The 22677-nt window shown below is 61.0% G+C and carries 20 protein-coding genes and 1 riboswitch; of the genes, 12 read left to right on the top strand and 8 right to left on the bottom strand.

Annotation, left to right across the window (positions count from 1 at the left end; all coding sequences use genetic code 11):
* Positions 1–23: 23 nt before the first annotated feature.
* Entirely contained in the window at positions 24–569 is a 546-nt protein-coding gene (locus N2A98_RS18945) for a DUF2058 domain-containing protein (protein WP_003193073.1), read from the top strand.
* 66 nt (positions 570–635) lie between these two features.
* Here the strand turns inward: N2A98_RS18945 and N2A98_RS18940 are convergent, their stop codons facing one another.
* The 7 genes from N2A98_RS18940 to purM form a co-directional block, all read right to left on the bottom strand.
* The gene (locus N2A98_RS18940; protein WP_069557105.1) at positions 636–2756 is read right to left on the bottom strand and encodes a TonB-dependent receptor; all 2121 of its coding nucleotides are present in this window, start codon (positions 2754–2756) and stop codon (positions 636–638) included.
* A gap of 2 nt (positions 2757–2758) precedes the next feature.
* A complete protein-coding gene (locus tag N2A98_RS18935) occupies positions 2759–3979 on the bottom strand; it encodes an MFS transporter (RefSeq protein ID WP_069557104.1) in 1221 nt (406 codons plus the stop codon).
* Entirely contained in the window at positions 3969–5894 is a 1926-nt protein-coding gene (locus tag N2A98_RS18930) for an IucA/IucC family protein (protein ID WP_275622497.1), read from the bottom strand. Before N2A98_RS18930 ends, N2A98_RS18935 begins: the two co-directional genes overlap by 11 nt.
* A gap of 186 nt (positions 5895–6080) precedes the next feature.
* Positions 6081–6269: a hypothetical protein gene (locus N2A98_RS18925; protein WP_003193064.1), complete on the bottom strand. Its 189-nt coding sequence runs from the start codon at positions 6267–6269 to the stop codon at positions 6081–6083.
* An 840-nt stretch (positions 6270–7109) separates the two neighbouring features.
* Positions 7110–7823, bottom strand: coding sequence for a DUF3108 domain-containing protein (locus N2A98_RS18920; RefSeq protein ID WP_032895894.1), 714 nt, complete (start codon positions 7821–7823; stop codon positions 7110–7112).
* A gap of 8 nt (positions 7824–7831) precedes the next feature.
* Entirely contained in the window at positions 7832–8482 is a 651-nt protein-coding gene (purN, locus tag N2A98_RS18915; RefSeq protein ID WP_044268401.1) for a phosphoribosylglycinamide formyltransferase, read from the bottom strand.
* Positions 8482–9540 carry a phosphoribosylformylglycinamidine cyclo-ligase gene (gene purM / locus N2A98_RS18910; protein ID WP_014719398.1) on the bottom strand — a complete coding sequence of 353 codons (1059 nt, stop codon included), beginning with the start codon at positions 9538–9540 and terminating at the stop codon, positions 8482–8484. The genes purN and purM overlap by 1 nt, the downstream gene beginning before the upstream one ends.
* A 341-nt stretch (positions 9541–9881) precedes the next feature.
* Between purM and N2A98_RS18905 the strand changes: the two genes are divergently transcribed.
* The 5 genes from N2A98_RS18905 to N2A98_RS18885 all read left to right on the top strand — a co-directional run bounded on the left by N2A98_RS18905 (position 9882) and on the right by N2A98_RS18885 (position 14482).
* The gene (locus N2A98_RS18905; protein WP_044268405.1) at positions 9882–10922 is read left to right on the top strand and encodes a DUF2066 domain-containing protein; all 1041 of its coding nucleotides are present in this window, start codon (positions 9882–9884) and stop codon (positions 10920–10922) included.
* A 55-nt stretch (positions 10923–10977) separates the two neighbouring features.
* Positions 10978–12051 carry an AI-2E family transporter gene (locus N2A98_RS18900; RefSeq protein ID WP_003193054.1) on the top strand — a complete coding sequence of 358 codons (1074 nt, stop codon included), beginning with the start codon at positions 10978–10980 and terminating at the stop codon, positions 12049–12051.
* A gap of 203 nt (positions 12052–12254) precedes the next feature.
* On the top strand, positions 12255–12959 hold the full coding sequence (hda, locus tag N2A98_RS18895) for a DnaA regulatory inactivator Hda (protein ID WP_003193052.1): 705 nt from the start codon (positions 12255–12257) through the stop codon (positions 12957–12959).
* 209 nt (positions 12960–13168) lie between these two features.
* A complete protein-coding gene (locus N2A98_RS18890) occupies positions 13169–13798 on the top strand; it encodes an NlpC/P60 family protein (protein ID WP_003193051.1) in 630 nt (209 codons plus the stop codon).
* Positions 13799–13942: 144 nt separating this feature from the next.
* A complete protein-coding gene (locus tag N2A98_RS18885) occupies positions 13943–14482 on the top strand; it encodes a C40 family peptidase (protein ID WP_032895899.1) in 540 nt (179 codons plus the stop codon).
* Between the two features lie 135 nt (positions 14483–14617).
* On the opposite strand, the gene N2A98_RS18880 is transcribed toward N2A98_RS18885, so the two are convergent.
* Positions 14618–15931 carry a sorbosone dehydrogenase family protein gene (locus tag N2A98_RS18880; protein WP_275622496.1) on the bottom strand — a complete coding sequence of 438 codons (1314 nt, stop codon included), beginning with the start codon at positions 15929–15931 and terminating at the stop codon, positions 14618–14620.
* Positions 15932–16030: 99 nt separating this feature from the next.
* Positions 16031–16278, top strand: a riboswitch (cobalamin riboswitch).
* Positions 16279–16355: 77 nt separating this feature from the next.
* Between N2A98_RS18880 and cobO the strand changes: the two genes are divergently transcribed.
* Genes cobO through N2A98_RS18850 form a run of 6 tightly spaced genes read left to right on the top strand, consistent with a single transcriptional unit; the run spans position 16356 to position 22328 of the window.
* Positions 16356–16967 (top strand): cob(I)yrinic acid a,c-diamide adenosyltransferase, encoded by a 612-nt coding sequence (cobO, locus tag N2A98_RS18875; protein WP_005790169.1) that lies wholly within the window; start codon positions 16356–16358, stop codon positions 16965–16967.
* Entirely contained in the window at positions 16964–18346 is a 1383-nt protein-coding gene (locus N2A98_RS18870) for a cobyrinate a,c-diamide synthase (RefSeq protein WP_275622495.1), read from the top strand. Before cobO ends, N2A98_RS18870 begins: the two co-directional genes overlap by 4 nt.
* Positions 18343–18993, top strand: coding sequence for a 5,6-dimethylbenzimidazole synthase (gene bluB, locus N2A98_RS18865; protein WP_275622494.1), 651 nt, complete (start codon positions 18343–18345; stop codon positions 18991–18993). Before N2A98_RS18870 ends, bluB begins: the two co-directional genes overlap by 4 nt.
* Positions 18990–19898: an adenosylcobinamide-phosphate synthase CbiB gene (cbiB, locus tag N2A98_RS18860; protein WP_275622493.1), complete on the top strand. Its 909-nt coding sequence runs from the start codon at positions 18990–18992 to the stop codon at positions 19896–19898. The genes bluB and cbiB overlap by 4 nt, the downstream gene beginning before the upstream one ends.
* Entirely contained in the window at positions 19891–20880 is a 990-nt protein-coding gene (gene cobD / locus N2A98_RS18855) for a threonine-phosphate decarboxylase CobD (RefSeq protein WP_044268418.1), read from the top strand. The genes cbiB and cobD overlap by 8 nt, the downstream gene beginning before the upstream one ends.
* Entirely contained in the window at positions 20877–22328 is a 1452-nt protein-coding gene (locus tag N2A98_RS18850; RefSeq protein ID WP_275622492.1) for a cobyric acid synthase, read from the top strand. Before cobD ends, N2A98_RS18850 begins: the two co-directional genes overlap by 4 nt.
* Positions 22329–22677 lie beyond the last annotated feature (349 nt).

Below are 22677 nucleotides of genomic sequence, written 5' to 3'. Positions count from 1 at the left end.
AGTTGCCTAAGTGAGTAAGCACCATGAGCCTTTCCCTTCGCGACCAGTTGCTCAAAGCAGGTCTGGTCAACCAAAAGCAGGCCAAGCAGGTCGGCAAAGAGAAACAGAAGCAGCAGCGCCTGGTCCACAAAGGCCAGGCCGAAGTCGATGACACCCAGGCGCGGCTGGCCGCCGAGGCCCAGGCCGAGAAGGTCAAGCGTGACCAGGAGCTGAACCGTCAGCAGCAGGAAAAAGCCGAGGCCAAGGCGCGTACCGCCCAGGTCAAGCAACTGATCGAAACCTCACGCCTGCCCAAGCTGACCACCGAGGACTACTACAACTTCGTGGATGACAAGAAGGTCAAGCGCCTGTCGGTCAACACGCTGATGCGCAACAAGCTGAGCAACGGTTCCCTGGCGATCGTGCACCACGGTGGCGGCTACGAGGTGATCCCGCGCGAGGCCGCGCTGAAGATCCAGGAGCGCGCGCCGGAGCGTATCGTGCAGCTCAACATCCTCACCGAAAGCCAGGTGCCGGATGAGGACGATCCGTACGCCGCTTACCAGATCCCTGATGATCTGATGTGGTAAGCATCTAGAAACGACAAACCCCGCCAAAAGGCGGGGTTTGTGTTTTAAGCGTGCAGCGTCAGCCTGTTACCAATCCACGGCGTAACTCAGGCTGAAGGTACGACCCTCGGCATTCGGGTACGGTGCACGGGCGTTGGCCTGGGCGAACATATTCTGGTAGTTGCGGTTGGTGAGGTTGTACACCGCACCTTCCAGGCGGCCTACCGGTAGCCTTACCGAGCCCAGCAGGTCAACCAGGGTGTAGCCCTGGATATCGCGACCGTTGTTGTCCTTGGCCGCCGCGTCGTAATTGGCCAGGCGCATGCCCTGCAAGCGCAGGCTGTAGTCGTCACGCTCATAGCCGACAAAGGCTGTGGTCTTGGCGGGAGAGATGCGGGTGGCAGGCAAGTCGATCCACTTGCCGTTCTGCTGGGTCTCGCCTTTGGCGTACGCGTAAGTACCGCCGACGGACCATTGGTCGGTGATGTTATAGGTCAGGCCGGTTTCGACGCCACGCACGCGCTCTTTCTGATTGATCAGGCGCAGCACACGATCATTGGCATCATAGAACTGCGTGACATCCGAGGTGTTTTCATACGCGGTGACACTGGCCTGCCACTTGTCCCAATCGCCACGCCAGCCCAGCTCGTAGCTGTCGACTTTAAGGGCCTGGGCGTTGAGGTCCTGGATATCGTATTTGCTGCTCACGTCACGCAGGAAGCGCTGGATATCCGGCAGGGAAAAGCCCTGGCTGAAGTTGACGAACACATCCTGGTTGTCGGTCAGGTGGTACACCGCACCGAGGTTATACAGCGTGTCATCGTATTTGAGCGTGCCACCGGGCAGTGTCGCGCGGTTGCCGGTCTGGACGATTTCGCCGTACGCGATGCTGTCGGAGACCTTGCTCTCAATCCACTCGCGACGTACGCCACCGCGCAAGGTCCAGTTGTCGATGTCGTAGGACAGTTGGCCAAAGATGGCTTTGGTGGTGGTCTCGATATCTGGGCCCAGTTCAAACGTGGTACCGGTTTTGGTGTAGGTCAGGCCATTGACCCGGTACTGGTCGCCACGCTGGCGTGAGGTTTCATGGTCGTAGTCCGCGCCCCATACCAGGTTGCCCGTTGCTGGGCCGATGTCTGGCATCTGGGTATCGATCGCCGCACGCAGACCGTAGACGTCCTGCACGCTGTTGTTGTCTGACACGCCTGCCCGGCCTCGGGACAGGTCCGGGAAGAACAGTGCATCCGCCCGCCGCCAGTAACTTTCGACCTGCAAGCCCTGGCCGTAAAAATCCTTGTCGGCGTAGTTGAGGTTGACCGCCTGGTTATGGGTGTAGGGTTGGTCGCCCAGGTCCAGGCCTTTTACGGCGACTGCGTCGCTGGTGATGCGTGGGTTCTTGGTGTAGCGGGTGTCTTGTTCGTCCTTGTAGTCTTGCAGCGACAGGCTGATCTTCTTGTCGTCATCAAGCTCATAGCCGAAGCGACCTTGCAGGTCGTAGGTATCGGTGTCCATGTTGCTGCCCTGGGACGTGTCCTGGGGAATGCGCTTGCCATTACCGTCGAACTGATCGTTGCGCTGTACGGTGTTGCCCGAGAGGTACCAGTCCACCGGGCCCTTGCGCCCGGTGGCGCTTTGGAACGCCTGGTAAGCGAACCCCTTGTGGCTGAGGTTGTTGCCGGCGGTCATGCCGATCTTGCTGCTGAACGCCAGGTCTTCACCTTGGTTGCGTTTGGTGATGATGTTGATGATGCCGCCCGATGCGCCTGCGCCGTAGACACTGCTGGCGCCAGAGATCACTTCGATACGCTCGATGCTTTCTGGTGCCACGCTGTTGAGCTGGCGGAAGTTATCGCGCGTGGCGTTTTGCGAAACCCCGTCGATCAGGATCAGGGTATTACGCCCGCGAAGCGTCTGACCGAAGTTGCTCATGCCGCCGCTGGAAGGCGCAATGCCAGGCACCAGTTGGCCGAGGATATCGGCGACCCGACGTCCTGCACCCGTCTGCTGGCGGATCTGCTCTTGATTGATCACCTGCACCGAGCCTGGAATCTGCGCAATGCTGGTTTCGCTGCGCGTGGCCGAAACCACTGTCGCCTGTAGTTGCAGGCTGGTCGGCGTTGCCGGTGTCTGCTCGGTTTGATCGGCCCAGGCAGGGGCGCTTATCGACCCAAGAAGTGGCAGCAGTACTGCCCATTGCGATGTGTTCATGATCATGTCTCAGAGTTATTAGAAGTATTGACAGAAAAATCGGATGTCTCAGGCGCTCGCGCAAACGAACGGATGGCGCGGATACTCACGGCGGCCAAGGCGTAGGTCAGTGCGACCAGCCAGAAGCTGTGCGCCAGGCCCACCCATCCCATGCCGATACCGCCCAACAGTGCGCCGCACAGTGCACCGGCTTTGGCGGCGCTGTTGCCCATGCCCAGGGCAAAACCCTGCTGGTTGTGCGCTACGGTAGTGGCGATCAGTGTGTAGGCCACGGGCAACAAAGCACCCTGCCACACGCCCCACAGCAGCCGGCTGGCGATAAAACCCGACCATTCACTGGCCAGTGCCGTGCAGGCCAGCGTGAGCGCGCAGGCCCAGGTGACCCACTCGATGATGCGCAGCGTATGGGCTGGCTGATGCCGATCGAACAGGCGGCCCCACAACGGCGCGGACAGTGCCAGGGTCAAGGCGCTGGCGCCATAGCTGGCGCCGATCAGCCACGCGGGTGCGTGCAAAACCTCGGCGACATACAGGGCGTAAAACGGTTGCGGCATCATCCTGGCTGCCTGGATCAATACGATGATCCCCAGCATCGCGCCAATCCAGCCTTTGGGGAGTGCGGCAGGCTGGGACGTGCGGGCGGGTCTCGATCGTGGTGAGTCGCTGGGTAAGAACGCGCTGATTATCGCGCACAACAGGCAGACGCCGGTGGCGCTGTAGCACAGCAATGCGAAACCGGATATGTCCATCAGCCAGCCGCCCAACACCGGCCCGGCCAGGGAACCTACGGCGGTGGCTGATTGCAGCCGGGCAAGAATGTGCCCCCGTCCGCCGTCACCGCAGCAGGCCAGCGCGTAGGCTTGGGCTGCGGCGATGAAACCGGCCAATGCGCCTTGTACTACACGGATAGCCACCAGCCACCATGGATCAGGCGTAATTGCAGCCAGCGCCTGGCACACCGCTAACGCCAGCAGCGCGCGGATAATCATGAGCTTATGGCCGGTGCGGTCGCCCAGTTTCCCCCACATGGGTGTGAGGATCATCGCCGCCATCATTGGCCCTGCATACACCAGCGAAGACAGCAGGCCGGTGTACTGGGCATTGGCAACGCCCAGCAGCTTCTGGATTTGCAGCGGCCAGAACGGGCCGCTCATTTCCATCGCTCCCATCGACACCAACTGAATCACCACCAGCAGCCGCAGCGCTGTGTTGTTAGTCGGCATTGGCGGCCGCGCTCAACGGGTTAGGCAGACGCCCGACGATATCGGCATGACTCTCCAGCAGGCGCATGCGCATGAACGACTTGGCCGGCCACGCGTGCTCCAGCAGTGCTTCGCGTTCGGTGGCCCAGCGCTGCGGATCAACCTGCGAGCGCAGGTCGTCAAAACACTGGCTGACCTGTGCCGATAGTTCATCCCAGAGCAGCGCCTGAGGGATGTCGAAGTGGCGCGCGGCAAGCAGGATGAGCTCGCCCAGATGGCACATAAATACGGTGTGCAGGAGTTTGTCCCGTACGAAACCGGCGTCGTCGTACAGCGTCATCTTCGGGTCGTGCAGTTCAATGTCCAGGCCATGGGCGTGCAAGGTCTTGCGGTCGATTCGGATATCGCCGAAGTCGCGCAGCAACAGGCGGCTCAATTGTCCGTCTGCGGCCATCACCATGAAGGAATTTTGCTGATGGGCCTCAAAAGCGATGCCGTAGCGCAAATACATGCCCAGCAGTGCTGGCACGGTGATCGCTGCGTAGTCATGGAAGAACGCGAGCATGGCCGCCGCGTCATCCTTGCCTTGGCTCAGGCGCACCCACTGGCGTAGCAGTGGCTGGCCGTGTTGATCAATGGCAAACAGGCTGCCCACCGGTACGGCCATTTCCCTAGGCTGGAGTTGGCTCTGGGGATTGTCGCGATAGAGCACCGCCAGGTGGCGAGCGTGCTCATCATTGGCCGGTTGTGGCTGGAAATGCACGCCGATCCGCTCGGGAACGATGTTCAGGCGTTTTTGAATGACCGGTTCGCGTTCCAGGATGCTCAGCAGCAGATGGCTGATCCGTGGACCCATGCGCGCTGAGCGCGGCGATACGGTGCGCTGTACGCTGGTCAGGCGCAGTGACACGGGCAGCTTGACCATCGGCGCATCGCGACGGCCCTCAGGTAACACGGTCCTGAATGACATGGTGGGGTGGGCGGTAAACGCGACGATATCGGTCAGCACCAGCAGCTTGTCGCCGATTTCGTTGGCGAACAGTTGGGGCAGCTCCTGGCGTGCCTGCCAAGGGTGGGCGGGCAATGGCAGATAATCGCCTGCCTCAAGACCCTGTGCTTGCAGGGCTGCGGTCAATTGCTGTGCCGCTTGCGGGAAGTGCTCGCTCCACCACTGCCAGTAATCGGCGGTACCGGCCAACTTTTCGACATGGGCAAACTGGCGATGTAGCGCACACAGCAGCACCGGGAAGCGTGCTTCGAACTCTGGCGAATAGTCGATGACTTGCTCGGTATTCAGGCCCAGTTTGGTCTTGTAGTTGGGGTGCCATGGATGACCCAATGTTCCCCACTGTTCAAGCACGGAAGTCGGGTTGATAACGCTCGGGCTGTTTTTGAGATGACTCAGCAGATTGTCTTGGTGCTCCGGGCTCATGGACGCATGCAACTTGAGCGTCCATTGCTCATGGAAGGCCAGGCACAAGGTGTCGTTGATGAAGCTGTCGTCGATCTCGACGTTGAGGCGGTTGAGCACTTCCCGGTCGGCAGGCGAAGCAAGGCTGGCGTTAAACAACGTCAACAACTGTGAGGGGAACTGGATTTTCTGTTCGGGCTGGCCTTCGCGCAACAGGATGACTTCGCCGCGCAGGTCCCAGCTTGCCATGCGGCCAGGACGCAAATGTTCGAAACGCAGTCGGGCCTGGCAAGGCAGTGTCAGCGAGCAATGCCCGTGTTCGTCATAAAGGAGGGTGCTGGGGTCCAGCAGGCTTTCACGAAACAAAGCTTGGATCAGGCGTTGGAAGCTACGTTCGGCGGCGGGTGCCAGCGTATTGATCAGGGTTTGGAGGCTGATGTGGCTGGCCTGAAATTGCTCGGTGGCAAGTGCTTCGCTCCAGCGTTCCAGTAACGCGTTTTCTGGCTTGCTGCTATTTCCATGCATCTAATTGATTCCCTGATTCGTGAGCCTGAATGAAAGGTGCACGAATGATATCGAGAATCATTATTTGTGTGTGTTTTTGTTACATTAATTTATGGCGATTATTGACAAAAAAACCGCGCTCCAAAGGCGCGGTTTCTTGTAGACGGCCCGGCTGCGTGGGCCGGGCGTCAACATGATTTCAGAGCTTCAGGAGCTCTTTGCCTGGCGTTGCAGTTCGAGAGTTTCGAGCTCGTTTTTATAATTATGGGCGTCGCTCTCGTTGTGAAACATGCCGACCAATACGTCTTGCTGATGGACATCCCAGATGTGAATCCCGTGGCCTACGGCTTCATGGGACATATGTTCATCGTCGCGTTCAGTTACTTTTACAGTCATCTGCTTGCTCCAATCTCTGGTTGATCTGCGGCAAGTCGTCGCAGGCCTCTGTTATATGATTTGTTAGCTTGCTAAGTAAACTGATTTTGCGCGCAATAATTCATTGCAGGAAGCGCAACAATGCTGGAGGCCGCGTAAACCAAGGCATTGCGTCGCCACCACCGGGGCTTTATGACAAAAGTTTCATGTTCCGGGCGGCCAGGTTGACCTCGGCACCGCCATCGCAGGCAAGCCATAGGTATCTACACAACTTTGTAGGCTGTAGCAGCAGACGGTAACCACGATGCGAAGCGAGCCGCTCTTGATCTGCTTTTGATTTTGATCTTAAGCGCCCCGTTAAACCACGCTGGCCGGAATTCGACAGGGATTTGGGGGGTAAACCGGCAGGGATGCCGGTTTAGCCGCCCCGCGCCATGGATGGCGCGTGGCGGCGGCCCCCCAAATCTCTGGCGGATTACGGGCACACCGAGCCTAAGCGAGGTGCCGAGTGGTGGGGCAAGAGCGTTTTGCTTACTTTTGCGCTTTTCAAAAGTGAGCCGCTGTCAGAGCGGAACCCTGGGTGGCCGTTACCTAAATAACGGATATGTACCCGGTCCAACTGTGTTGACTGTTAGGCCGTCTTCGCGAGCAAGCCCGCTCCCACAGGTTGATCGCGGGGTGCCAGATAGATGGGCGTCGGCTGTCCGGTCGTCACGGGAGCAAGCTCCCTCGCCACAGGTTTAGCGTCGTACCGAAGTTGTGTAGATACCTATGCTGCGATAGCGGTAGTGGCTCCTCCTAAAAATGCCAGGCAAAAAAAAGCCCCGCATTCAGCGAGGCTCTTTTCCGGTGCATCAGCAATCAGCTACCTTTGACGGCCTTACCGTCAACGGTGCCATCCTGCAGCATGATGTTGTATTCCTTGCCATCGGTCTCAACCTGACGCAGGGCAACCAGGATGCCGCCCTGGTTCTTGGCAAACCACATCTGGGTGATGCGCTTGCTCTGCGACGGGTCGCGCACGCGCTCGACCTTGATCGCGTCGATCGAACCGACCTTGGTCTGGACCTTTTCCGAGCCGATCACGCGGAAGTCGTAGGTATCGGTATCGGTACCCTCAACCACGCGGTAGCTCATGCTCTTTTTGCCCGCAGCCACATCACGCTGCAGGGCGAGTTGATAGGTGGACTTGTCGAGCATGCCGCTTTCGAGAGTGACATTGACCGGGTCTTTGTTTTCAAAGCCGGTGACTTTCTTGGCGCTCTGGTCGAAATCCAGGTTGATCTTCTTCGCCTTGCCCAGGCCGCCGCGTTCGAAGCTGTAGCTCTTGGGTTGCAGGGTGTCCTTGTCGAACAGGATCACACTGGTTTCGGTCAGGCTGGCAATCATCATCGAGGCCTTGAAATTCAAGGTCCAGGTACCGTCGCCATTCTTGGCCAGGCTGCGTTCAGCCGAACCGCTCATGGGCAGTTGTTTCCAGTCGGCGGTGTAGCTGACGGAGAAGGGGTGAAGGTCTGCCGCTTGTACGGCAGGCAAAGCGAACAGCGCAAAAGCGAAAAGCAGGGCGCGACGCATAAAATCTCCTAGGTTCGAATCAAGTGGCCGCTGGCCGCGAGTAACTGGCCGTCCAATAATGCACCCTGGTCGCCAAGAATCAACCGTCCTTCGGCAAACCAGCGAACAGCCAGCGGGTAAATCCTGTGTTCCTGGGTATGAACCCGTTGCGCAAGCGTCTGCGCCGAGTCGCCTGACTCTACCGGAACCACTGCCTGTACGACCAGAGGCCCGCCATCGAGTTCCTCGGTCACAAAATGCACGCTGCAGCCATGCTCACTGTCGCCGGCGTCGAGGGCGCGCTGGTGGGTGTGCATGCCTTTGTACTTGGGCAGCAGGGAAGGGTGGATATTGAGCAGGCGCCCTTCGTAGTGCCGGACGAAATCTGCGCTGAGGATGCGCATGAAACCGGCAAGGACCACGAGTTTGGGCTTGAAGGCGTCGATCAGTTCGATCAAGGCGCTGTCGAAGGCCTCGCGACCGTCGAACGCCTTGTGATCCAGGGAGCGAGTATCGATACCCGCGTCACGGGCGCGTTGCAGACCGTAGGCGTCGCTGCGGTTGGAAATCACCGCAGCGATGCGCACCGGGCTGTCGCCGGTGCGCGTGCTGTCGATCAGGGCCTGCAAGTTACTGCCGGTGCCGGAAAGCAGCACCACGACATCACAGGTCTGGGGCATCAGTGAGCCTTGAGGTTCTTCAGTTCAACCTGGGCTGCGCCTTCGGCAGCAGTGGCGATCTGGCCAATGACCCAAGGTTGCTCGCCGGCTTCACGCAGCACGTTCAGTGCGGTTTCAACGTGTTCCTGCGCAACGCAGATCACCATGCCCACGCCGCAGTTGAGCACGCGGTGCATTTCGGTTTCGTTGACGTTGCCTTTTTCCTGCAGCCAATCGAAGACTGCCGGGCGCTGCCAGCTGGCCACGTCGACAATCGCCTGGGCGCCTTTTGGCAGGACGCGCGGGATGTTGTCCAGCAGGCCGCCACCGGTGATGTGGGCCATGGCCTTGACGGCACCGGTGTCCTTGATCAGCTTGAGCAGTGGCTTGACGTAGATGCGGGTCGGCGCCATCAGCAGGTCGGTCAGTGGCTTGCCGTCGAGCTGGATGTTCTCGATGTCGGCGCCGGACACTTCGATGATCTTGCGGATCAGCGAGTAACCGTTGGAGTGCGGGCCGGACGATGGCAAGGCGAGCAGGGCGTCACCAGCGGCTACTTTGGAACCGTCGATGATCTCGGCTTTTTCCACCACGCCGACGCAGAAACCGGCCAGGTCGTAGTCTTCGCCTTCGTACATGCCTGGCATTTCAGCGGTTTCACCGCCCACCAGGGAGCAACCCGACAGTTCGCAGCCAGCACCGATGCCGGTCACGACCTGGGTAGCGGTCTCGACATTGAGCTTGCCGGTGGCGTAGTAGTCGAGGAAGAACAGCGGCTCGGCGCCGCACACCACCAGGTCGTTGACGCACATGGCGACCAGGTCGATGCCGATGCTGTCGTGCTTGTTCAGGTTCAGGGCCAGGCGCAGCTTGGTGCCCACGCCGTCGGTGCCGGACACCAGTACAGGCTGCTTGTAGCCGGCCGGGATTTCGCAGAGGGCGCCAAAACCGCCCAGGCCACCCATGACTTCAGGGCGCGCAGTGCGCTTGGCGACGCTCTTGATGCGTTCGACCAATGCTTCACCGGCGTCGATGTCTACACCGGCGTCCTTGTAGCTCAGGGAGGGTTGCTTGCTCATGATCCAGGCCTTTAGGGGGGATTTCTGGGTAACGACCGGGCGGGCGGGGGCTTTTGAAAAGGGCCCTGCCGTTGACGGTCTGCGAAGGCGCGCGATTTTATCAGGCTTGAGGGGCAGCGGCCATCCTCGGGCCGACGGGCAGGGCATATGAGCTCAAAAAAATGCAAATCGGGCCGGTAATCGTGCGTATTAAGGTATAGCCTTGAACTCGCTAGCGTTATGACAGTATGAAAACTTACCGGGACCCTGTGAATGTTTTACCGGTCGCTGTGTCACAGCCTTGCCAAACCGAGATCACGCGGTCTGTTCCAACCGCTAAATTTGTCGTTCGGGAATCTTCCATGCGTCTGTGTAAATTCTTCTTTGTAGGCTGCTTGTCGTTGGTCAGCCTGGCGAGTCATGCCGAAACCCTCAATGGCCTCTATCAAGTACTTGAACCAGTCAGCAGCCAGTCGCCCCAAGAGCGCGACCAAGCCACCCAGCGTGCCGTTCAGACCCTGGTGATCCGCCTGACCGGCGACGCCAAGGCCGCCGATGGCCCGGGCCTGGCGGCGATCCGCAAAGACCCGCAACAAATCATCAGCCAGTACGGCTACGACGCCGGCCCGCCGGAAAGCCTGCAAGTGGACTTCGACCCGGTCAGCACCGACCGCGCCTTGCGTGATGCGGGCCTGTCGATCTGGGGCAGCAACCGGCCGTCGATCCTGGGTTGGTGGCTGAACGATTCAACTGAAGGCAGCAGCCTGGTCGGCGATGGCCAGGCCGTTGCCCAGGCCCTGCGCCGGGCCGCACAACACCGGGGGCTGCCGCTGCGCTTGCCGTTGGGAGACCTGGATGAACAGGTAGTCGCCACCGCGCCGAATCTTGAAAGCCCGGACGCCACGCCTTTGCGTGCAGCCTCCGAGCGCTACGGTGCCGATGCGTTGCTGGCGGTGCATGCGCGTCAGGAAGGCAGTCAATGGCAGGCCAAATGGCGCCTGTGGCTGGGCGACAAGGCTGAGGAGGGCACCGCCCAAGGCGCTGACACTGCCGCGCTCGCCGACGCTGTCTTGCTGGCGGTCAGCCAAAAGCTGGCGCCACGCTTTGCGGTCAAGCCGGGCGTGAGCACTGAGCAACTGCTTGAAGTACAAGGCATGAACCTGGAGCGTTACGCTGCCCTGGGCCGCTTGCTGGAGCCCTTTGGCGGCCAGCCGCAGTTAGTGGATGGCAACCGGATCGTGTATCGCGTCAATGGCAGCGCTGAACAACTGCGCACCCAATTGAGCCTGGCCAAGCTGCAGGAAATTCCTGCTGGCGAAGCCCCGGCCCAGCCAGCCGTGGTCGATGGCGCGCAACCGGCTGCTGCACCTGAGCCTCAGGCGCAACTGCGTTTTCGTTGGTAAACGGTGTTCCTCCTTCTATATAGAAGAAGGGCGTAGATAACAGATGGAGTGGTTTATGGCGGATACGCGTCGTTGGGTGTGGCTTGGCGGGATTGTCCTGCTGTGCGTTTTTGTGTTCTTGCTGCATTCGATCCTGACGCCGTTCCTGGTGGCGCTGCTGCTCGCCTATCTGTTCGATCCCGTGGTGGATCGCCTGGAAAAAGTCGGCATGTCGCGCACCTGGGGCGTGATCACGGTGTTTGCGCTGTTCACGTTGATCATCACGGCGCTGGTGTTGATATTGGTGCCGATGTTGGCCAAGCAGCTGTTCCGTCTTTATGAACTGGCGCCGCAGATGCTCGACTGGTTGCAGCACACGGCAATGCCGTGGGCCCAGTCCAAGTTCGGGCTGGCGGATGGCTTCTGGAAGTTCGACAAGGTCAAGGCGGCCATCAGCGAGCATATGGACAAGACCACCGACATCGTTACGGTGGTGCTCAGCCAGGCAACCGCGTCGAGCCTGGCGCTCATCGGCTGGTTGACCAACCTGGTGCTGATCCCGGTGGTGGCGTTCTACCTGCTGCGAGACTGGGACATCATGATGGCCAAGATCCGCAGCCTGCTGCCCCGTGACCGTGAAGAGCGCGTGGTTTCCCTGGCGGCGGAGTGTCATGAGGTGCTGGGCGCGTTCGTGCGTGGCCAGTTGCTGGTGATGCTGGCGCTGGGCGTGATTTACGCTGCCGGCCTGATGGCGATCGGCCTGGAGCTGGGGCTGTTGATCGGCTTGATCGCGGGCCTGGCGGCCATCGTGCCGTACATGGGCTTTGTGATCGGCATCGGCGCGGCGTTGGTGGCGGGGCTGTTCCAGTTTGGCGGCGACCTGTACCCGATGCTGGGGATTGTCGCGGTGTTCATGGTCGGCCAGGCCTTGGAAGGCATGGTGCTGACGCCGCTGCTGGTGGGCGATCGAATCGGCCTGCACCCGGTGGCGGTGATCTTTGCGATCCTGGCGGGTGGCGAGCTGTTCGGCTTTACCGGCATCCTGCTGGCGTTGCCGGTGGCGGCGGTGATTATGGTGCTGGTGCGCCATGTGCACGACCTGTACAAGGATTCGGACGTGTACACAGGGGTGGATGAGCCCGAGTTGTAATCGCAATGTCACAAACCCGGCCCTGGCCGGGTTTGTTGTTATTGGCGCCGGGTGCGTCAAACAATTCGCGTAAACCTGCGAGTTAACGCAAACCTTTGATTTTGCTTGTGGTCTGCTGCATTGTGCGCCCGGCGTCACGGGTATAAACTTTGCAAACTTTACACAGAGGCCACTAACGGTTCGATGGGAGCCGTTCAGTCAGCATGAAACCGATTCAGCTGCCCCTAGGTGTGCGTCTGCGTGATGACGCTACCTTTATCAACTACTACCCAGGCGCCAATGCCGCTGCACTCGGCTATGTCGAGCGGCTCTGCGAAGCCGACGCCGGGTGGACTGAAAGCCTGATCTATCTGTGGGGCAAGCATGGCGTGGGGCGCACCCACCTGCTGCAGGCCGCGTGCCTGCGTTTCGAACAGATGGGCGAACCGGCGGTGTACCTGCCCCTGGCAGAGTTGATGGACCGCGGCATCGGCATCTTCGATAACCTTGAGCAGTACGAGCTGGTATGTCTCGACGACCTGCAGGCAGTGGCCGGCAAAGCAGAGTGGGAAGAGGCGCTGTTTCATCTGTTCAACCGCCTGCGTGACAGCGGCCGACGCCTGCTGATTGCCGCCTCTACTTCTCCCCGTGAGCTGCCAGTGAAGCTGGCTGACCTCAAATCGCGGCTGACCCTGGCGCTGATCTTCCAGATGCGCCCGTTGTCCGACGAGGACAAGCTGCGTGCGTTGCAACTACGTGCATCCCGTCGTGGCCTGCACCTGACCGACGAAGTCGGGCACTTTATTCTCACCCGTGGTACCCGCAGCATGAGCGCGCTGTTCGATTTGCTTGAACAGCTCGACCAGGCTTCTTTACAGGCGCAAAGAAAATTGACGATCCCTTTCCTCAAAGAAACCTTGGGTTGGTAAGGTCTTGATTTTCCATATGTCGGCATTTTCAAGGCGTCAGAAAACCTGCGTTTGAGCCTTAAGGGCTACGCAGCTGAAGCAATAAATGGAATCACGGCTTAGATGGCATAGTCGAAACGATAAGTCACATAGATCGCGATTGAATTTGCAAATCGATGTGATAGAGGGCATAGTCTCGGCTTCTTTACACATCAGCCACGGTCGTGCCCATGCTAAATCGCTTCGCACCCCTCGTGCCTCTCGCACTCGTTACCCTGTTGTTTGGTTGTGCCTCCCACCCTCAGCAGGTGGCAGAACAGCAAAAACCACAGGTTCAAAATCAGGCAAAGTTCGTTGCTGCACAGTCTGCTTCTGTTTATGAAGAAGAGGTGGCAACCGAAAAAGAACTCGCCGAGTTCTCTGACAGCAAGCCTTACCAGCTGCCACTTCTGGCCGACAGCATCCTTGAGCGCGGCATGTCCTTGATCGGTACCCGTTACCGTTTCGGCGGCACCTCGGAAGCCGGTTTTGATTGCAGCGGGTTCATTGGCTACCTGTTTCGTGAAGAAGCCGGCATGAACCTGCCGCGCTCTACACGCGAGATGATCAACGTGAATGCACCGTTGGTCGCACGAAACAACCTCAAGCCCGGTGATCTGCTTTTCTTTAGTACCAGTGGCCGCGGTCGTGTCAGCCACGCCGGTATCTACCTGGGCGATAACCAGTTTATTCACTCCAGCAGCCGCCGCAGTGGTGGTGTTCGGGTCGATAACCTGGGTGACAGCTACTGGAGCAAAACCTTCATCGAAGCCAAGCGCGCACTCGCCATGGCCCCGACCACGGTTACCGCTAGTAAGTAAAGTTAAAGTGATACTTGAAGTTTGACGTGTAAGCGCTAGAATCCCTGGACATTGTTGTCATCCGTTCGCGCGAGCTTTGCTTGCGCGTTCTGGTTTTCAACGTTCGGCAGCGAAAGCCGCATCCAGACCAGGATTGTTCTGCACATGTCGACCTCGGCCCGCCTGATGCTTATTGTTTGCGCCGCGCTGCTCAGCGCCTGCGCCAGTCGTACACCGCCCCCCGCGCCCGTCGCGGTCAAGCCTAAGCCGGTGTTCAACTATGCCACCCAGAATTTCTCGCCAGCTGCCGAAGACGTGCTCTTTCGTGCGCTGGGCCTGGTCGGCACGCCTTATCGCTGGGGCGGCAACACACCGGACTCGGGTTTTGATTGCAGTGGCCTGATCGGCTTTGTATTCCGCGACGCTGCTGGCATCTCATTGCCGCGCACCACCCGTGAACTGATCGTGATGCGTGCCCAGGACGTCAGCGAACAAAACCTGCAGACCGGCGACCTGCTGTTCTTCGCCACCGGTGGTGGTTCGCGGGTCAGCCATGCGGGCATTTATGTGGGGGAGGGGCGCTTCGTACACGCGCCGCAAACCGGCGGTACGGTGAAGCTGGATACGCTATCCAAAGCGTATTGGCAGAATGCCTACCTGAGCGCCAAACGGGTACTGCCAGCGAATCTTGCGCGTAACCCCTGAGCCGAACACAGCACCCCATGTGGGAGCGGGCTTGCTCGCGAAAGCGGTGGTTCAGTCAGAAAATTTATTGACTGCTACTCCGCCTTCGCGAGCAAGCCCGCTCCCACATTGTTTTTGTGGCGCTGTTCAAATGGATTATTTGGCCGCAGAAACCCGCCAAACTTTATTGCCCACATCATCGGCCACCAGCAAATCCCCTTGCTGATCAATCACCACGCCAACCGGCCGGCCCATGGCTTTCTCATCGCTATCAAGAAACCCCGTCAGCACATCCACCGGTTGCCCTTTCGGCTGGCCCCCCTCGAACGGCACGAAAATCACCTTGTAGCCACTGTGCGGCTTGCGGTTCCAGGAACCATGCTGGCCGATAAATGCGCCATTACTGAAGGGGGCGGGCAGTTTGCTGCCCTCGGCGAAGGTCAGCCCCAGCGACGCAGTGTGAGGGCCTACCGCATAGTCGGGAGCGATGGCCTTGGCGACCATGTCCAGGTTCTGCGGGGTCACACGCACATCCACATGCTGGCCGTAATAGCTGAACGGCCAGCCATAGAAGCCGCCATCCTTGACCGAGGTGATGTAGTCCGGCACCAGGTCACTGCCAATCTCATCGCGCTCGTTGACCGCCGTCCACAGCTTGCCGCTCTGTGGTTCCCACGCCATGCCGTTGGGGTTTCGCAGGCCGGAGGCAAAAATGCGGTGTTGGCCGCTGGCGCGGTCGACTTCCCAGATGGCGGCGCGGCCCTGTTCGGCTTCCAGGCCGTTTTCGCCGACGTTGCTGTTGGAGCCGACGCTGACGTACAGCTTGCTGCCATCCTGGCTGGCCACCACGTTTTTGGTCCAGTGGTGGTTCAAGGGGCCACCGGGTAAATCCACCACCTTGGTGCCGGGGGAGGTGATCGCGGTTTCACCCGGCTGATAGGGAAAGCGCAGCAACTTATCCGAATCGGCCACATATAAGTCGTTGCCCACCAGGGCCATGCCAAACGGCGAGTTGAGATTCTCAAGGAACACCGTGCGAGTTTCTGCCACGCCATCATGGTCGGCATCGCGCAGCAAGGTAATGCGGTTCGGGCTCGGCACGCCGGCGCCAGCGCGGTCCATGACTTTTTCCATCACCCAGCCACGTACGCCTTTGGCGTCGTCCGGTTTGGGCGGTGCATTGGTCTCGGCCACCAGCACGTCGCCGTTGGGCAGCACGTAGAGCCAGCGCGGGTGATCCAGGCCTTCGGCGAACGCAGATACTTGGGTGCCTGCGGCCGCGATTGGCTTGGCGCCTTCGGGCCAGCCGATGGCCGGGGCGATATTGACGGTGGGGATCAGCGTCTTGTTCGGCTCCGGCAGCCGGGGCGAGGGCCCGGTGCCGTCGGCGACCTGCAGGGTCGAGCTTTCGCCGCACGCAGCGAGGCTACCGGCGAACATGATCAGTAGGGCGAGTCGGGTTTTAGGCATGGTTTTCTCCTTGATACCTGTAGGGGTAGAGAAGCACGAACGGCGGATGGTTCAAGTACAAGGCCAGCTTTAATTGACGCTCCCCCCCCAACCCACTAACCTTCGCGGCTTGTTCCAGGTGCTCTGTGGCGTACGCGTCGACGGAGTGAAACAGGGAAGCCGGTGAGTGAGCGCACTTGTACACAGTGCTGCCGCGATTCCGGCGCTGCCCCCGCAACGGTAAATGAGTCAAGACGGTGCTGTTTGCCACTGTATCGCACGCGATATGGGAAGGCGCACCCTCGGCTGCTAGCTATCAAAAGCGCCACTCATGAGCCCGGAGACCGGCCTGGATCATCCAACAGCATCACGGTGGGCGATGCTTGGCTGTCTGTTTTTCTTTTTCCTGCCCGCCGTTTTTGTCCAGCCCCAACGGAGAGCTGCCATGACTGATTCCCCCGACCGCGACGAACGCCACCTGGCGCGCATGCTGCGCAAAAAAGCCGTGATTGACGAGCGCATCGCCAATTCCCCCAACGAGTGCGGCCTGCTGCTGGTGCTGACCGGCAACGGCAAAGGCAAGAGCAGTTCGGCGTTCGGCATGCTTGCCCGGGCCATGGGCCATGGCATGCAATGCGGTGTGGTGCAGTTCATCAAGGGGCGTAACAGCACCGGCGAAGAATTGTTCTTCCGCCGCTTCCCCGAGCAGGTGCGCTTTCATGTGATGGGCGAAGGCTTCACCTGGGAAACCCAGGACCGCCAGCGCGATATCGCCGCCGCCGAAGCGGCTTGGGCGGTATCTCGGGCCATGTTGAATGACCCCTCCATCGGCTTGGTGGTGCTGGACGAACTGAACATCGCCCTCAAGCACGGTTACCTTGACCTGGATCAGGTACTCAGCGACCTGCAAGCCCGCCCGCCCATGCAGCATGTGGTGGTCACTGGCCGTGGCGCCAAGCCTGAGCTGATCGAAATGGGCGACACCGTCACCGAAATGGGCATGCTCAAGCACGCGTTCCAGGCCGGTATCAAGGCACAGAAAGGCGTCGAACTTTGAATCAGCCCCGTCATTGCCCGGCCGTATTGATCGCCGCTCCGGCGTCCGGCCAGGGCAAAACCACGGTCACCGCCGCGCTGGCGCGTTTGCACCGCAACCTGGGACGCAAGGTGCGCGTGTTCAAATGCGGGCCGGACTTTCTCGACCCGATGATCCACGAGCGTGCCAGTGGCGCGCCGGTGTACCAGTTGGACATGTGGATGGTGGGCGAGCAAGAGAGCCGCCGCCTGCTCTGGGAGGCGGCGGGGGAGGCCGACCTGATTCTCATCGAAGGCGTGATGGGCCTGTTCGACGGCACGCCTTCCAGCGCTGACCTGGCGCGGCACTTCGGTGTACCGGTGCTGGGCGTGATCGATGGCACCGCCATGGCCCAGACGTTCGGCGCTTTGGCCCTGGGGCTGGCGCGCTATCAACCCGACCTGCCGTTCGCCGGCGTGCTGGCCAACCGCGTCGGCACCCTGCGCCATGCGCAACTGCTCGAAGGCAGCCTCACCGAGGGCTTGCGTTGGTACGGTGCATTGTCCCGCGAGACCGGCATCGAACTGCCCAGCCGCCATCTGGGCCTGGTGCAAGCCAGCGAACTGAACGACCTTGATGTACGCCTGGACGCCGCCGCCCAGGCGTTGGGCAGCAGTTGCGAAGTGGCCCTGCCGCCGCCGGTGACCTTTGCCGCGCCCGAGGTGATCGAAGCCGAACCCTTGCTGGCCGGTGTGCGTATTGCCGTGGCGCGTGACGAAGCCTTTGCCTTTACCTACGGCGCCAGCCTGGATCTGTTGCGGGCAATGGGCGCCGAGCTGAAGTTCTTCTCACCGATCCATGATCGCCAGTTGCCTGAGGCTGACAGCCTCTATTTGCCCGGCGGGTATCCAGAACTGCACCACCAGGCATTATCGGCCAATACCGCGATGCTGGACGCCATTCGTGCTCATCATGCCGCTGGCAAGCCACTGCTCGCTGAATGTGGCGGCATGCTCTATCTGCTCGACTCCTTGATAGATGTGGAGGGTACACGCGCCGAACTGGTTGGCTTGTTGCAAGGCGATGCAGTGATGCAGAAGAAACTCGCGGCCCTGGCGCTGCAAAGCGTTGAGCTGCCGGAGGGGACGTTGCGTGGGCATACCTATCACCATTCCCTGACCAGTACCGAATGGGAGCCGATTGCCCGTGGCCTTAGCCCTAACGGTGGGCGCGGGGCTGAAGCGGTCTATCGCCAAGGTCGATTGACCGCCTCCTACGTACACTTTTATTTTCCGTCGAATCCTGGCGCGGTGGCCGCGTTGTTTGCGCCAGACCTTCAGACCGCTATCGCAGGCAAGCCAGCTCCCACAGGGGAATGCATTTCAAATGTGGGAGCGGGCTTGCTCGCGAAGAGGCCATGACTGACAACGCATTCCCCCAAGCCGACCGCGACGCCGTCTACCGCGCCATCGCCGAACGCCGCGACATGCGCCACTTCAGCGGCGGCAGCGTCGCGCCTGAACTGCTGCAACGTCTGCTCCACGCCGCGCACCAGGCACCCAGCGTCGGCCTGATGCAGCCGTGGCGTTTTATCCGCATCAGCGACCGTTCGTTGCGCAGCCAGATTCAACAGTTGGTAGAAGAAGAACGCGTACGCACTGCCGAAGCGTTGGGCGAGCGCTCCGATGCGTTCATGAAGCTCAAGGTCGAAGGCATCAACGACTGCGCCGAGGTATTGGTCGCAGCGTTGATGGACGACCGCGAGCGCCACATCTTCGGGCGCCGCACCTTGCCGGAAATGGACATGGCCTCGCTCTCCTGCGCGATCCAGAACCTGTGGTTGGCGGCGCGCGTGGAAGGATTGGGCATGGGCTGGGTTTCGCTGTTCGATCCCCAGGCCCTGGCCGAGCTGCTGGGCTTGCCGCCCGGCGCAAAACCCCTGGCCGTGTTGTGCCTGGGGCCGGTGGCCGAGTTTTACCCGGCACCGATGTTGCAGTTAGAAGGCTGGGCCGAGCCGCGACCGCTAAGTGACATGCTGTATGAAAACACGTGGGGAGTGAGTCAATGAGTGTGGCCTTGCTGTGTGTGGCTGCGGTGGCGCTGGATGCGCTGCTGGGTGAGCCCAAGCGCTGGCATCCGCTGGTGGCGTTCGGCAATTTTGCCGGGCGCATCGAGCAACGTTTCAATAGCGGTGGGCGTGGCTGGCGCAGCCATGGCGTGACCGCGTGGTTTATCGCCGTGGTGCCGCTGACCCTGCTGGCCACGGCGTTGTCGTGGGCGCCCTATATCGGCTGGCTGCTGGAGATTATGGCGTTGTACTGCGCCCTGGGCATGCGCAGCCTGGGTGAGCATGTGACGCCGGTGGCCCAGGCCCTGCGCCGTGATGACATGGACGAAGCGCGCACGCGTGTGAGTTACCTGGTCAGCCGCCAGACCAGCGAACTGGACCACACTGAAGTCGCCCGCGCGGCCACCGAATCGGTGCTGGAGAACGGCAGCGATGCGGTATTCGCTGCGTTGTTCTGGTTCGTGGTGGCCGGTGTGCCAGGCGTGGTGCTCTATCGCCTCAGCAACACCCTGGACGCCATGTGGGGCTATCGCAATGAGCGCTTTGAGCGTTTCGGCTGGGCAGCCGCCAGGATCGATGATGTGCTCAACTATATTCCTGCGCGTTTGGTGGCCTTAACCTACGCGCTATTGGGTAAAACCCGCCTGGCGCTCAAATGCTGGCGCACCCAGGGCCCGACCTGGGACAGCCCCAACGCCGGCCCGGTGATGGCGGCAGGGGCCGGCGCCTTGGGTGTGGAACTCGGCGGTGCGGCGATTTATCACGGCGAGGTGCATCAGCGCCCGCCATTGGGCGAAGGCCCGCCGGCCAACGCCGATTCCATTGATCGCGGCTGGCAACTGGTGCAGCGCGGCGTATGGTTGTGGCTGCTGGTCCTGTGCGTGGGGGCGCAAATCTATGCTTGAACATGGTGGTCGGCTGCGTAAGGCCGCGATTGAATACGGCATTGCCGAAGCGGATTGGCTTGACCTGTCCAGCGGCCTGGCGCCCTGGCCGTGGCCGATTCCCGAGATTCCCTTGCGTGCCTGGGCGCGTTTGCCGGAAACCGATGACGGCCTGGAAAAGGCTGCCAGCGAGTATTACGGCGCCGGCCCATTGCTGCCAGTGCCGGGCTCCCAGGCGGCGATCCAACTGCTACCGCGCCTGCGTCGTTCCGGCAAGGTCGGCGTGCTTTCGCCGTGTTATGCCGAGCACGCCGAAGCCTGGCGTCGCGCCGGTTATGTGGTGCGCGAAGTGCAGGAGCAGGAAGTCGACTTCTTTCTCGACAGCCTCGACGTGCTGGTAGTGGTCAACCCCAACAACCCAACGGGCTTGAGCCTGAGCCCGCAACGCCTGCTGGACTGGCATGCACGCCTGGCCCAGCGCGGTGGCTGGCTGGTGGTGGACGAGGCGTTCATTGACGTAACCCCGGACTTGAGCCTGGCCAGGCATGCCGATCAGGTCGGCTTGATCGTGCTGCGCTCATTCGGCAAGTTCTTCGGCCTGGCCGGTGTGCGCCTGGGCTTCGTGCTGGCCGAGCGCAAGTTGCTCAAGCTGTTGGCCGAACAGGTCGGGCCCTGGGCCGTCAGTGGGCCGACGCGGGTGTTGGGCCAAGTGTGCCTGCGCGACACCGACGGGCATGCGCGTCAGCGCAGTCGTTGCATCGCAGCCGGCCAGCGTCTGTTCGAGTTGCTTGAGCGCCGCGGCCTTCAACCCCACGGGGGCTGCGCCTTGTTCCAGTGGTTGATTACCCCCCACGCTGAACGGCTGTACGAATTCATGGCCCAGCGCGGCATCCTGCTGCGCCTGTTTGTGCACAACAGCAGCGTGCGCTTGGGCCTGCCTGACACCGAAGCCGACTGGCTGCGCCTTGATGAAGCCCTGGCCGCCTACAAGGACGCCACATGACCACGTTGATGGTGCAGGGCACCACCTCCGATGCCGGTAAAAGCACCCTGGTGACGGCGCTGTGTCGCTGGCTGGTACGCCAGGGCATCGCAGTGGCACCGTTCAAACCGCAGAACATGGCGCTCAACAGCGCAGTGACCGCCGAAGGCGGCGAGATCGGCCGCGCCCAGGCGGTGCAGGCCCAGGCTGCCAACCTGGCGCCCCACACCGACATGAACCCGGTGTTGCTCAAGCCCAACAGCGACACCGGTTCCCAGGTGATCATCCATGGCCGTGCCGTTACCAGCATGAATGCCGTGGCCTACCACGACTACAAAGCCATTGCGATGCAAGCGGTGTTGGCCTCCCACGCGCGCTTGAGTGAGGCCTACCCGGTGGTAATGGTCGAAGGCGCGGGCTCCCCGGCCGAGATCAACCTGCGCGCCAATGATATCGCCAACATGGGCTTCGCCGAAGCGGTGGACTGCCCGGTGCTGTTGATCGCAGACATCAATCGCGGCGGCGTGTTCGCCCATCTGGTCGGCACCCTGGAACTGCTGTCACCCAGTGAGCAGGCGCGGGTCAAGGGCTTCATCATCAACCGTTTTCGCGGTGATATCGCGTTGCTGCAACCCGGGCTGGATTGGCTCGAAGCGCGCACCGGCAAACCGGTGGTCGGCGTGCTGCCCTACGTGATGGACCTGCACCTGGAGGCGGAAGACGGCATCGACCAACGCCAGATCGACAAGGCCGCCCAAGTGCTCAAGGTAGTGGTGCCGGTGCTGCCGCGCATCAGCAACCATACCGACTTCGACCCGCTGCGCTTGCACCCGCAGGTGGACTTGCAGTTCGTCGGGCCGGGCCAGGCGATACCGGCTGCTGACCTGATCATCCTGCCGGGCTCGAAAAGCGTGCGCAGTGACCTGGCCTACCTGCGTGCCAATGGCTGGGACACCGCCGTGGCGCGGCACCTGCGTTATGGCGGCAAGGTACTGGGGATCTGCGGCGGCTTGCAGATGCTCGGCGAGCAAGTCCATGACCCGTTGGGCCTGGAAGGGCTTGCGGGCTCCAGCGACGGCCTCGGGTTACTGGCGTTCAGCACCACCCTGGAACAAGAGAAGCAGTTGCGCAACGTGCGTGGACGCCTGGTGTTGGAAGACGCCGAAGTCAGCGGTTATGAAATCCATGCGGGGGTAACCTGCGGCGCTGCCTTGGCAAGCGCTGCGGTGCTGCTGGACGATGGCCGCAGCGATGGCGCACAGAGCCCCGATGGGCAAATTCTAGGCACCTACCTGCACGGCTTATTCGAGACCCCGGCGGCGTGCAGCGCGTTGCTGCGTTGGGCCGGGTTGCAGGATGTGCAAGAGGTGGATTATCACGGCTTGCGCGAGCGCGATATCGAGCGCTTGGCGGACTTGGTGGAGTACCACCTGGACACCGAGTTGTTGCGCAAGCTATGTGGGATCTGACGATGTTCACACGATCGAACTGTGGGAGCTGGCTTGCCCGCGATAGCCATGTGTATCTACACAACGCTGTAGCCCTCAACGCTAACCACGATGCGAAGCGAGCCGCTCTTGATCTGCTTTTGATCTTGATCTTAGGCGCCCCGTTAAACCACGCTGGCCGGAATTCGACAGGGATTTGGGGGGTAAACCGGCAGGGATGCCGGTTTAGCCGCCCCGCGCCATGGATGGCGCGTGGCGGCGGCCCCCCAAATCACTGGCGGATTACGGGCACACCGAGCCTAAGCGAGGTGCCGAGTGGTGGGGCAAGAGCGTTTTGCTTACTTTTGCGCTTTTCAAAAGTGAGCCGCCG

The organism is Pseudomonas sp. FJ2-5-13, assembly GCF_029201605.1.
Lineage (GTDB): Bacteria > Pseudomonadota > Gammaproteobacteria > Pseudomonadales > Pseudomonadaceae > Aquipseudomonas > Aquipseudomonas lactis.
The sequence above is the reverse complement of the archived record's forward strand: the minus strand, read 5'-3'. Positions and strand labels throughout refer to the sequence as shown.